Annotated in this window: 10 protein-coding genes; 2 read left to right on the plus strand and 8 right to left on the minus strand. The window is 56.3% G+C overall.

Annotated elements, in window-relative coordinates; translation table 11 throughout:
* Nucleotides 1–384: 384 nt before the first annotated feature.
* A complete protein-coding gene (locus CUN63_RS16820) occupies nt 385–708 on the plus strand; it encodes a transposase (protein WP_218570130.1) in 324 nt (107 codons plus the stop codon).
* 215 nt (nt 709–923) lie between these two features.
* On the opposite strand, the gene CUN63_RS16825 is transcribed toward CUN63_RS16820, so the two are convergent.
* From CUN63_RS16825 to CUN63_RS16855, 7 genes are all read right to left on the minus strand, one after another.
* Nucleotides 924–2,351, minus strand: a complete 1,428-nt coding sequence (locus CUN63_RS16825) for a mechanosensitive ion channel family protein (RefSeq protein ID WP_129440957.1) — start codon at nt 2,349–2,351, stop codon at nt 924–926.
* Nucleotides 2,352–2,727: 376 nt separating this feature from the next.
* Nucleotides 2,728–3,270 carry an antibiotic biosynthesis monooxygenase gene (locus tag CUN63_RS16830; RefSeq protein ID WP_129440959.1) on the minus strand — a complete coding sequence of 181 codons (543 nt, stop codon included), beginning with the start codon at nt 3,268–3,270 and terminating at the stop codon, nt 2,728–2,730.
* The gene (locus CUN63_RS16835) at nt 3,267–4,304 is read right to left on the minus strand and encodes a catalase family peroxidase (protein WP_256657535.1); all 1,038 of its coding nucleotides are present in this window, start codon (nt 4,302–4,304) and stop codon (nt 3,267–3,269) included. Before CUN63_RS16835 ends, CUN63_RS16830 begins: the two co-directional genes overlap by 4 nt.
* A gap of 5 nt (nt 4,305–4,309) precedes the next feature.
* Complete coding sequence (locus CUN63_RS16840; RefSeq protein WP_129440961.1) at nt 4,310–5,419, minus strand: alkene reductase; 1,110 nt, start codon at nt 5,417–5,419, stop codon at nt 4,310–4,312.
* A 57-nt stretch (nt 5,420–5,476) separates the two neighbouring features.
* A complete protein-coding gene (locus CUN63_RS16845) occupies nt 5,477–6,934 on the minus strand; it encodes an aldehyde dehydrogenase family protein (protein WP_129440963.1) in 1,458 nt (485 codons plus the stop codon).
* Between the two features lie 19 nt (nt 6,935–6,953).
* A complete protein-coding gene (locus tag CUN63_RS16850) occupies nt 6,954–8,591 on the minus strand; it encodes a GMC family oxidoreductase (RefSeq protein WP_129440965.1) in 1,638 nt (545 codons plus the stop codon).
* A gap of 131 nt (nt 8,592–8,722) precedes the next feature.
* Nucleotides 8,723–9,646 carry a LysR family transcriptional regulator gene (locus CUN63_RS16855; RefSeq protein ID WP_129440967.1) on the minus strand — a complete coding sequence of 308 codons (924 nt, stop codon included), beginning with the start codon at nt 9,644–9,646 and terminating at the stop codon, nt 8,723–8,725.
* 224 nt (nt 9,647–9,870) lie between these two features.
* Here CUN63_RS16855 and CUN63_RS16860 point away from each other — a divergent pair, with 224 nt between their 5' ends.
* Complete coding sequence (locus tag CUN63_RS16860; RefSeq protein WP_129440969.1) at nt 9,871–10,707, plus strand: PhzF family phenazine biosynthesis protein; 837 nt, start codon at nt 9,871–9,873, stop codon at nt 10,705–10,707.
* Between the two features lie 372 nt (nt 10,708–11,079).
* Here CUN63_RS16860 and wrbA read toward each other — a convergent pair whose 3' ends face one another.
* Nucleotides 11,080–11,679, minus strand: coding sequence for an NAD(P)H:quinone oxidoreductase (gene wrbA, locus CUN63_RS16865; RefSeq protein WP_129440971.1), 600 nt, complete (start codon nt 11,677–11,679; stop codon nt 11,080–11,082).
* Nucleotides 11,680–11,750: the final 71 nt, after the last annotated feature.

Here is an 11,750-nt window from a genome sequence, read left to right on the forward strand (position 1 = left end):
GCTTGGGAGCAAAAAAGACCGAGACGGTTATTTTCGGTAGGTCACATTCCATCTGTGACTTACCGTTTTGCTTGATCCACTTATGCTCAGGGCGCGCAAATGGTGATTACTCATCACAGAGGCGTAAGCGTCCAGCCAAGTCACCTACCGAACTCCGGCATTAAGGGCGATGGTGTCCGCGTATTAGGTGGACACCATCGCCTTTGGCGTCGGGGTCAGGAAGGCGTATTGGCCGGACGGTTACGAAAACCCGGGGCGATTCATAGATCAGGTTGACGATGGTATGCGTCCGGCCAAGTCATCTACCCAACCCCGCAAAGCCGGGACATGGTGTGCACTTAAATTTAGGTGGGCACCTGTTCTAGCCTTTTAAGCGGGTATTTCATGCAGCCAACACGCCGTTCGTATTCCAAATCCTTCAAAGCCCAGGTCATTCAAGAGTGTGCCCAACCCGGCGCATCGATTGCCAGCATCGCCCTCAGCCATAGCCTTAACGCAAACCTCGTTCACAAATGGATTCGGGTGCAAGTGCAGAAAAGCACGGCGCTTCAACCAGCATTCATCCCATTGCCTATGCAAACAACGGCGCCCGTATCTTCATCGAATATCAGCGTTGAGATTCTGCACCCACGCGGCACCGTCAAACTAAACTGGCCAACCGATAGCGCTGCTGCCTGCGCCGCTTTCCTTCGAGACCTGTTGCGATGATCCGCATCGACGCCATCTGGTGCGTAATTGCATGGACTTAACCACTCATTTGCATCCGTGCTGACCAACCGTTTGCATTCAACTTGACCAGCACACGCCGTTGTGAAGATCGGCAGAGAACGGCCAAAAGCGGTCGCTCGTAACGGGCCTCTTTCGACCCAAAGACGCCGGCCACGCCTGCTGCGTGACCGGTGCTCTGCTTCAGGATTAGCGGTTCAAGAACGCTGCAGCCAGCTGAAAAAACCGCCTTTCTTGATCGCCACCGACCTCTGCACCAGCAGAGATGCGCTGCTCTGCTCGCGGAAGCTCTGCAGCTTGTGCAGGGCGCTGCCGATCTCGCTACGTTGCTCCAGACAGGCCTGGATCAATGGCTTGTCGATGCGATAGAGCAGCCCCGAACTCAGTGCAGTGAAACTTGCCTGCGAAGGTGTGCCGTGGATGATGCCCTGTTCACCCATAATCTCGCCGGGGCCCATGCGCCCGGCCTCGACGAATCGCTCGCCGTCGGGCACCGCGGCGGACACCACACCGGTACCGATCACCAGCAAATGTTCGCTGACCTCACCCAGTTCCAGCACCACCTGGCCAACGCTGACGGCCAGCGGCTGCATTTGTTCGGCCAGGCGATCCTTCTCCTCGGCGCTCAGCGAAAGGAAGATCTTCACATCGTCGAGCAGCGCGCGCTGGCGGCTGTGCGCCACGTCCTGGGTTTCATTGCCGCGCAGGATGCCGGCGGCTTGCAGGTGGCGGTGGGCGAGGTCGAACATCAGGTTGCGTACTTCGGTGTTGTTGCTCTGGGCACTGACGTAGCCGCTGATCTCGTATTCCACCGTATGCAGGTCCGAGGCCTTCACCGTGGCCTTGGCCTTGGGTGCCGGTAGCAGCGCGCTGACGCCCTGCAGGGTGCGGTTCAGCGCGTCGATTACCAGGCGCGGGCGTACCTGCGCTGGCACGCTGACACTTATGCTGAGCTGGTGGATATCGGTGGTGCGATTGAGGTTGAGGATCTTGGCCTTGGCCGCCACCGAGTTGGGGATCACCACCGTACCGCCCTTGCTGGTGCGCAGGTGGGTGGCGCGCCAGTCGATCTCGATCACCTTGCCTTCGGTGCCGTCGATCGACACCCAGTCATCCAGGCGGTAGGGCTTGGTGGTGTTCAGCACGATGCCGGAGAACACGTCGCTGAGGGTGCTCTGCAGCGCCAGGCCGACGACGATGGCGACCACCCCGGAGGTGGCCAGCAGGCCCTTGACCGGAAGCTGCATGATGTAGGCGGCGGCCGCGACTAGGGCGGCGACGAAGATCACCGCGCCCAACACGTCTTGCAGCAGGCGTCCGGTGTGGCCGCTGCGCGGCATCAGCAGCACGCCGAGGGCCACGGTCAGGGTGCGTGCGCAGAGCAGCCACCAGGCGATGCCCAGCACCGAGCCCATCATGCTCAGCGCCGGCTCGGTCCACGGCGGAGGCTGCAGCGGACTCATCCCGGCTTCGATGATCACTAGGCTGTAGGCAAGGAAGAAACCCAGGCGCAGCAGCACGCGCCAGACTTTGGCTTCGGCGGGCAGCAGACGCCAGCAGGCAAGGTCGGTTAGCAGCAGGCCGACGGCGATTAGCAGCAGGTGTTGGTGAATCAGCGCGAGCATGCTGCACTCCTGGGTAGGTGAGAGCTGGTAGGGGTAAGCATGACTAGATCGACGGCCAAGGTGAACGCTCAGTGCTGCAAAGTCCCCGTGTAAGGCTGCACGGCTGCTTCTTCCTGCTCGAAGACCTGCATTAGACAGGGGGCGCGCAATGACATGTCGCGCGCAGCGATGGTGGTAATGAGTTTCATCCGGCAGAGGTAAAGCTCAATCCGGGCAGCTGAATCGCCGTAGTTTTTAGATTCCCATAAAGACCGCTTTTGGCCACTCCTGCTTTTCATTACCGGCAGCTGTTACCCGGTTGTGGCCATTCACGAAAGGCAGATTCCGGCCAAAAAACGGTCATAGAGTACCTAGGAAATTCGGGGCGACCCATGCCTCAGCGTAACAGCCAGCGTGACAATGTGCGTGTCGCTATAGGCATCAACCAATAGACCATGCTCATGGAGATCAAGCCTGCTACCAATACTTTGAGTAGCCAAGCAGGCATGTTCAGTTCAGTAAGATCAATAAAGGCATACATCATCCAGGGTATGATAACTGTCAAGGGAAATACGACCACCCAGGACAGTAGCCATTGCTTCCAACGAGCGACAGTGACTCGACCTTGTAACGGCTCAAACCAGAACTTCGAGTCATCGTCTGCGCGATAGTAGTCTTGACGTAGCCATGGCAACGACTCGCGCAGCAACGCTTGCCGCACCTCAGACTTCAGCCAGGCCAGGACGTGCTCCTTGCTGACGAAACGCAGAATGATCGCGTAACGCAGTTGTTGCCCTACCGGTTTAACAATATCCGTGGCCAAGTAGCCGGGGAAGTTTTGATGAGCCTCAATAGCCTTGCTCATCCACTGTTCATAAAGCGCCTGATACTGCGAGTTAACCTCATGAACAATTACACTCACACCAGCATCACTACTCATGGTTGCTGCCTTCGTTGTAGAGCTCGCTGGTAGATCCGTTCGCGCGCTGGAGTCATAGGGTCGTGACTGGCCGAAATGCCGTCGATCATGCGCCCAGGGTTGAAATCAAGGCGTTGCTGGGTGGACTGTTGCTCCGCAATCGGCACCACAGCGTCGAGGGTTAAAACGCCCAATTCGACCTCCTGATGGCTGCGTGACCAGGGAATCGAGCCATCATCTACGGCGTCTCCGGGAGCGGCCAACTGCGCCACCAGGCGCAACTTCACAGGCCCTCTGGCAAGGCGTGTACCGATTTCGTCTTGCAAATAGTCTGCAGGCATTTCTATGGCTTGCTGATCAGTTAATACGGTCTCGGCCACTAGCGGCTCAATGCGATAACGACCGATACGCTGCTCGCCCATGCCATTGCTGAACACCAGAGAATTGACACCGAAGTACTCCACAGCGGCGTAGCTGCTGGGTGCCTGTTTAGGTGCTTCAAGAAAGTGCTGTGCTCTTGGATGAGTGGCCAGAAATGCTTGCAGCGGCAACGGATCAGGCGGTGTAGCGACATTGGCGGCAATGCCTTGCAAAAAGCGGAGAAAGTCTTCGGGCGTGGCAACCGGAAAGCCATCGAAGGAGTGCGTCACAATATCCGTGAACTCGCCACTCGGCAGCGAGAAACGCAGAGCCAGGCCATGCGGACTGGCCATCGGGTCAGCGTCTGCTGTACCTGGCAAACCACTAAAGTTGGAGAACCGCAGTTGAACCGGAACTGCTTGCCCATGGAAATGGACCGCTCGACTTAACGTCGCCGCCTCTTGCGTTGCAGTAAACATTCCATGCAGCAACACGCCCTTAGCATGCGTAATGCGAAAGCCAGGGTGATTGCCAAAGGTTGCATAGAGTGCATCAAGCAATGCGTCATAAAGACTGTCTTGCTGTTGGGTCAGGTTGTTCATAGTAGAAAAATCATCTTCGTTTACGGCGATGGCAAAGGGCGCTGCCAGCGCCCCTGCCAATGCTGCGCTGGCCAAAAATAGAGGTAGTCGCATTGGGCTCAACTCAGGCTTGCCAGGGCCGGATAGTCGGTATACCCGCGGGCATCACCACCGTAGAAGGTATTGCCATCCGGCTGCGCCAGCTCAGCGTTACAAACAAAACGCTGCGGCAGATCCGGATTGGCAATAAAGGGTTTGCCGAACGCTACTGCATCGGCCAGGCCCTGCACGAGGATGTCCTGAGCGCTTGTTTGCTGATAGCCGCCACAAACAAAGATTGCGCCATTGAATAGCTCGCGCAGTTGCGCACGAAAGCCTGAGGGATACTGCACACCAGGCCACTCAGACAAATGCAGATAGGCGATGCCCCGCGCACTGAGGGCCTCAGCCAAGTACAACGTAATCTCTTGGGCTTCAATGCTGAAGTCCATATCGTTAACGCTTGGCGGGCACCACGGCGAGAGGCGAACACCCACGCGCTCTGCACCCACGGCTGCCGCAACGGCATCAACCACTTCTAGGACAAATCGGGCACGATTTTCCAGCGAACCTCCGTAGCGGTCAGTGCGTTGATTGGTCGTAACAGAGAGAAACTGCTCGAGTAAAAAACCGTTTGCACCCTGCAGCTCAACTAAATCAAAACCTGCTTCACGAGCCCACAGTGCGGCCTGGACAAACTCCTGCACCACTGCGGCAATACCGTCGTCACTCAACGCCAGCGGCGTGTCGCAATCGACCATGGCTGGTGAGCCTTGCGAATCAAACGCGAAAGTCTTGGCCTTTGCGCGGATGGCTGAAGGAGCAAGGGGTAACTGTCCCTGTGGCAATACCGAGTGATGAGAAATACGCCCGACATGCCACAGCTGAGCAGCGATCAGACCGCCGTTGTCATGTACCTCATCGACGACCTTCTTCCAGCCTAGTTGCTGAGCTTCGGTATAGATGCCCGGGGTATAGGCATAGCCCTTGGCGCCAGGTGAAATAGGCATCCCTTCGCTGATCAGCAGTCCGGCACTGGCACGTTGCCCATAGTATTGGGCGTTCAGCGCAGTTGGAACATCACCGGGCTGAGCTGAACGTGAGCGGGTCATAGGGGCCATCAGCACGCGGTTAGCCAAGGTCAGAGGGCCAACATTCAAAGGGTTTAGCAAGTTTTTCGTACGACTCATAAAATAGTTCTCATGCAGCCGCCTACGCAGCATCGTGCGTAGGCGAGCGAGTTGGATTTAGTGGTGACGTAAGCCGGGATTGAGAGCGATGTGTTTGTATTCAACGAAATCATCCATCGCCGCCACGCCATTCAAACGGCCCTGGCCGGACTGTTTGAAACCACCTTCCTCAAACTCGTCGTAGACCACTGCCCAATCATTGACCCAGACAGTGCCAGCCTCCAGCTCGCGAGCAACCCGTAAAGAGCGATCGATATCGCGAGTCCATACACTCGCTGCCAAGCCAAATTCGCTGTTGTTGGCCAGATCAATCGCTTCTGCTTCGCTATCAAACACCTGCAGCGTCAGCACCGGACCGAATGTCTCACGCTGGACAATTGGCATCTCGGGATCAGTTACCCGCAGCAGTGTTGGCCGGTAGAAAGCTCCTCCGGCCAAAGGCCCTTCGGTTACCGGGCCACCGCGCACGATGACCTCAGCACCGCCAGCGATGGCTTCTTCCACCACTTGGTTAACCCGCTGAACGTTGGGCTTATCGATCAAAGGCCCCATCTCGCTGCTTGGATCTGCAGCGGGCCCTACGCGCACAGCTTCCAGTCGCGCAGCCAAACGCTCGATCAGCGCGGGAGCAATATCGCGCTGCACCAACAGCCGCGAACCCGTCATGCAGAACTGGCCAGCGAATACGGTCAGGGCTTTTTCGAGCGTTGGCACGGTTGCATCAAGGTCGGCATCGTTAAACACCAGCATGGGAGTCTTCCCGCCCAGTTCCAGGCCAAAACGCTTCAGCGACTGCGCGCCCGCAGCGGAGATTGCGCGGCCCGTTGTGGTGCTGCCGGTAAAACTGATTACCGGAACCTGGGGCGACTCCACCAGATGGATGGAACCTGCTGCGCCTTGTTCGCTGAACAAGTTGATAACACCGCGCGGTAATGACACAGACTCGCTCATGATGCGTGCTACCAACGCGTTGGTTTGAGCTGTTTGCCCAGGCATTTTGATGACTGTAGTACAGCCCGCCGCCAGGGCTGGTGCTAGGGAGCGAATCATCAGTACGACCGGCGAGTTCCACGGCACGATAATGCCCGCCACACCAACCGCTTGACGAATCACCAGGGAAATTTTGCCGGGCTTAGGCTCTGCTGCTCGACCGTACTCAGCACGAGCCTGGGCGGCGTAGTAGCGCAACTTGGAGGGCACCATAGTGACCTCGAACGCTGCTTCGGGTTTGATCTTGCCGTTTTCCAGGGCCAGCATGGCAATCAGCTCGTCGGCATTGCGCTCAAACGCATCGGCCAGCTCCAGCAGCACCTTGGCGCGCAAGTTGCGATCATCTTTCCAGGGCGTTTCGGCGAACGAGCGCTTAGCCGCTTCAATCCCCTGCTGCGCTTCATGCAAACCACCTTCGGCGTATTGACCAATGCACTCATAGGTCGCTGGGTCGATGGAATCTTTATAAACACCGGAGTCCAGCCACAGGCCATCGATCCAGTTCAAAACCAGGGTGTTATTCATAGAGGTAATTCCTAGATTATTAAGCGTAGAGGCTGGCAACTTTCTCAGCAGCAGCAATCACAGTGATGTTGGTCGCCACCGAAGGCACATCGGGGAAGATCGAAGCGTCGACTACACGTAGCCCCTGTACACCGATCACCCGCGCTTCAAGATCAACCACTGCTTGTGCGTCACCCGGTCGGCCCATGGGCGCAGTCGAGGTTGGATGGTGATAGGTATCAAGACTGGCTTTGACACTGGCAAGCAACGCCTCATCGGTGTCATTGCCCGGGCCTGGATTGAGCTCGGAATGAATCAGCGTGTTCAACGGCGCTGTTGTGCCGATTTTGCGAGCCATACGGATGCCATCAAGCAGACGCTGACGATCCTTGGGCTCGGCGAGAAAATTGAGGTCAATGCGCGGTGCAACAAACGGATCGCGACTGACTAAGGTCACCTTGCCACGCGACAGTGGCCGAGTCAGCGCGACTGCGAGCACAAAGCCAACCTGCGTCGGGCTTTGCTCATGGGGAAACAAATGGGTCGCGGTGATGTGCAGATCCAGATCGCCGTTTTCGGCTTTTCTGCTATGGGTCCAGAGCTTGGCACCGATAGCGGGCGACTGACTGCCAATTAGCTCAGGTTTTGCCGCGTAGGCATTGTAATAAAACGGATGATCCATCAGGTTTTGCCCAACGGGCAGTTCAGCAACCAGCGGGATCTGTAAGGCCTGCAAGTCCTCACGCGGACCTATGCCGGATCGCAGTAGGATCGCTGCACTGCCGTAGCTACCCGCAGAGAGAATGACTTCACCGGCTAAGAGCTTTTCACCATCAGCCAGTTGCACACCGATCGCGCGCTTACCATCAAAAAGTACTTTGTCTACAAGGCTATCGGCGCGGATCATCAGATTAGCGCGACTGCGTACTTCATCAGTGAGGTAGGCCATGCCGGTGTTGACCCGTACACCGTTGACGATATTCATCGGGTACGGGCCTACACCATTTGCATTCGCACCATCAAAGTCGCCAACTTTCGTGTAGCCATTCGCCACTGTCGCGCTGATAAAAGCCCGCTGCATCGGCGTGACGTCGGCATCACTAAGTTGATGAACTGGGAGAGGGCCATCATGGCCGTGCAAGCGACTAGAACCCGCACTATGGGTTTCTAGTTTCTTGAAAAATGGCAACAACTCCTCATAGCTCCAGCCTGGTAGCCCCCAGCGCTCGAAATCAGTAGGCCGCGCACGAATTGCCACGGCTCCATTGATCGCCGAACTACCGCCCAACACCTTGCCGCGCAGAGCGCCGATGGGATGATTGATGTAACCCGGTTGAGTCTTGTAGCCCCACTCAAATTCAGGATTGCCATTGGCGCCAACAATATCGCTGCTCGCAACAAGCGCAGGATAACTTCCAGGGCTATAGCTATGCCCAGCTTCCAGCAGTAGCACCCGACGGTCAGTGTTTTCGCTCAAGCGTCGAGCTAGCACTGCGCCAGCCGAGCCACCACCGACGATGATCACATCGAAAGCGCTCGGCTGTCCGTCGCTCTTTCTGGCCTTGCCAGCAGGCTCCAGTGCACGCGCTAAACCACTGCCCACTGTGAGGGTAGCGGCAGCCATAACACCACCGGCCAACACAGCACGGCGAGCGGGGTTGTTTAAGGAAACTGACATCCATCCTCCTCCATTTCTTCCTTTCAGACGCTGGTAATGCGCCTGTTGGAAAAAAGGATAAGTCAGTGTTCAGCCCCCCATAAGCCAGAGAAAAGCGAATCGATGTTTCGTTTTTTTCGAACGACTCAACACTATGGCTGCAAATGCGCTGTCAGCATCTGATCCCAAATCGGCGGGTTGCCGATCTGCTCACTGAGGAAACTGCCTAGCACACGGAGCTTGGGCGAGGTTCGCTGCGACTGACGATAGACCACAGAAATATTGCCGCCACGAGGCGCATAAGGCTCCAGCACCTCTCTCAGCTCACCGTCCACAATGGCCTGCGCGGCCAGGAATGTGGGCAGTATCGCAAGCCCGAGACCCGCCTTGGCCGCTTCCATAAGTTGGTGGCCACAATTGGTACGCATTCGACAGCGCACACGGAATGACTCCAATGTGTTGTTCACCGGTAGCGTCCACATGCCATGAGGTTCGCGATTCACGTAGAGCATGGCGTAATGTTGGGCCAGGTCTTGCGGGATATTCGGTGTGCCATGAGCACTCAAATAATCCGGGCTGGCACAGATGATATGGCGATTGGGGGTAATGGTTTTGGCCACTAGCGAAGAGTCCGGCAATTCACCAATGCGAACCGCCGCATCAAACCCCTCTTCATGCAAATTGACGCGACGGTCATCGAATTCAACGTCCAGTTCCAGCTCCGGATATTGCCTGGCGAAAGACGACAGAATCGGCGTCAGATAGCGCATCCCAAAAGCCATCGGAACTGCAATACGCAAACTACCGCGAACAGTCGACTGAGACGTCAAGACCGCGTTTTCGGCATCTTCAACATCAGCAAGGATACTTATGCAATGACGGTAAAAAACCTCGCCAGACTCAGTCAGGCGAGTCTGCCGACCACGCTCTAGCAAGATGCTTCCTAAGCGTTTTTCTAGTTGCTGAATCCGCTGGCAGACCATCGACTTGGCCGTACCCAAACGACGAGCGGCTTCAGAAATGCTGCCCGTGTCCGCCACTGTGACGAAAGAATGCATCTCAGATAGTTTATTCAAGTTCTAAATCCGTGAACACTTATGTAAATATTATCCAGATTGACACTTTTGCAGGTGTCTTGTGGCCTATTAATACCTGTCACAACAGACTGCAACGAATCGACTGCGGTCGTTCATGGCCGGCAGCCACGACCCGAAGGAGACTCTCCGACGTCTACGAAACTCGGTTCGGAAGTGTGCCGCCTGGCATATCCTTCCCCCATAGCACTGACAGAGGAGGCTCCATGCCGGTTTCGTTACTATTCGAGCAAGTCGATGTTTTCTCCGAACAATCCTTTAAAGGTAACGCCGTAGCTGTCGTAATTGGTGCCGACGACCTGACCAGCCAACAAATGCACGATTTTGCAGCCTGGACACAGCTTAGCGAGACAACCTTTCTGCTGAAACCAAACTCTCCCGAAGCACATTACCGAGTACGAATTTTCACCCCGCTACGGGAGCTCCCCTTTGCCGGTCATCCTACACTGGGAAGCTGTCATGTATGGCTAAATCAAAGTGGCGGCAACGTCGATAAAGAGATTATTCAGGAGTGCCTGGCAGGCCTGATCCGCATTCGCCGGAATGGTGCTTTTCTGTCGTTCGCAGCGCCGCCTCTGGTTCGGAGTGGAGCAGTAGGTGGAGATGTGTTGCGTCAGATTGAGAGCGGATTGGGCCTGTCCTGTGATCAAATCCTCGCCAGTCAATGGGTAGACAATGGACCCGGTTGGGTTGCCGTAATGATGGCATCGCGTGATGACGTTTTGGCTATTCGCCCAGACTATTTGAAGCTCAACGGGCTCAACGTAGGAGTAGTCGCGCCTTGGCAAGGTCCTCATGCGGACGCAGATGTCGAGGTGCGCGCGTTTATGGGTGAAGAACTGAATGAAGATCCTGTCACCGGAAGTCTCAATGCGAGCCTGGCGCAATGGCTGATTTCTACAGGGGTCATGCCTGACCACTACACTGCGAGCCAAGGCACTGCATTAGGTCGTCAAGGTCGGATAAAAATTGAGAAGATCGGAAGTGATATCTGGGTCGGAGGTGAGGTGCAGCTAGGTATGTCAGGGCGGGTAATGTTCTAGCTACCACTGCGTGATGTATCTATCCCCCATTACCTTGCCAACTTAGCTCACAGTCCGGCATTGGCCCAGAATGTGTCAAACGCATACACCATTTGGAAGTCTGCGCTGCTACGTACAATCTATCAGCGCTCGGCTAACAAGCAGACCTGAAATTTGCGTAGGAACGCGATTTTCGTTCTAGTTCTGACCGTCATACCTGCTCTAAAACGTTTTTACACAACCTGGGCCGGTTGCTGTCCTTCAGTCATAAACGACCGAACCACGATTCAAGCGAAAAACAATGCCTGGCCGCAGCTGCCCTGATCCGTCGTTCAGAGCCGCCTGCCGTGTTCGAGTAAGCTTCGCTAACTCTCAGCTCAGGGGCGCTCGGTCCTAGCCCTTGAGTTTGGCCGTGATGCTGGCGACATACTCGCCTTGGTGACGGGCGATACCCAGTTCACGCTCGTCTGGCTGGCGCGAACCGTTGCCACCAGCCAGCGTCGAGGCGCCATAAGGAGTACCCCCGCTCACTTGCGAAATGTCGAACAGGGCCGGAGTGCTATAGCCGATAGGGACGATCACCATGCCGTGATGCGCCAAAGTGGTCCAGGTGGACGTGATGGTCATTTCCTGTCCCCCACCGGTACCGGTCGAGGTAAAGACACTGGCGACCTTCCCGACAAGCGCGCCCCGGGCCCATAAGCCACCGGTCTGATCCAGGAAGTTGCGCATTTGGCCGGACATGTTGCCGAAGCGAGTCGGGGTGCCAAAGATGATAGCGTCATAGTCGGCAAGTTCATTGGCTACTGCGATGGGTGCCTTTTGATCGACCTTGCCATGGGCCGCTTCAAACATGTGTGCATCCATCGTTTCGGGTACACGCTTGATCGTTACTTCCACTCCGGCGACGGTGCGGGCTCCTTCAGCGACGCTTTGCGCCATGGTTTCGATATGACCGTACATCGAATGATAGAGCACTAGAACCTTGACCATTGTTGTTTCCTTTTGAGGGGTTTTAGGTTTGAAACTTTGCGCGAAGGCGCTATCGGCGGGCGGCATATTTC

The organism is Pseudomonas sp. ACM7, assembly GCF_004136015.1.
GTDB classification, from domain to species: domain Bacteria; phylum Pseudomonadota; class Gammaproteobacteria; order Pseudomonadales; family Pseudomonadaceae; genus Aquipseudomonas; species Aquipseudomonas frigoris.

Bases quoted from the DNA above. Each gene is read 5' to 3' on its own strand.
- CUN63_RS16820 (WP_218570130.1), top strand. From the start codon at position 385: ATGCAGCCAACACGCCGTTCGTATTCCAAATCCTTCAAAGCCCAGGTC.
- CUN63_RS16825 (WP_129440957.1), bottom strand. From the start codon at position 2,351: ATGCTCGCGCTGATTCACCAACACCTGCTGCTAATCGCCGTCGGCCTG.
- CUN63_RS16830 (WP_129440959.1), bottom strand. From the start codon at position 3,270: ATGAGTAGTGATGCTGGTGTGAGTGTAATTGTTCATGAGGTTAACTCG.
- CUN63_RS16835 (WP_256657535.1), bottom strand. From the start codon at position 4,304: ATGCGACTACCTCTATTTTTGGCCAGCGCAGCATTGGCAGGGGCGCTG.
- CUN63_RS16840 (WP_129440961.1), bottom strand. From the start codon at position 5,419: ATGAGTCGTACGAAAAACTTGCTAAACCCTTTGAATGTTGGCCCTCTG.
- CUN63_RS16845 (WP_129440963.1), bottom strand. From the start codon at position 6,934: ATGAATAACACCCTGGTTTTGAACTGGATCGATGGCCTGTGGCTGGAC.
- CUN63_RS16850 (WP_129440965.1), bottom strand. From the start codon at position 8,591: ATGTCAGTTTCCTTAAACAACCCCGCTCGCCGTGCTGTGTTGGCCGGT.
- CUN63_RS16860 (WP_129440969.1), top strand. From the start codon at position 9,871: ATGCCGGTTTCGTTACTATTCGAGCAAGTCGATGTTTTCTCCGAACAA.
- wrbA (WP_129440971.1), bottom strand. From the start codon at position 11,679: ATGGTCAAGGTTCTAGTGCTCTATCATTCGATGTACGGTCATATCGAA.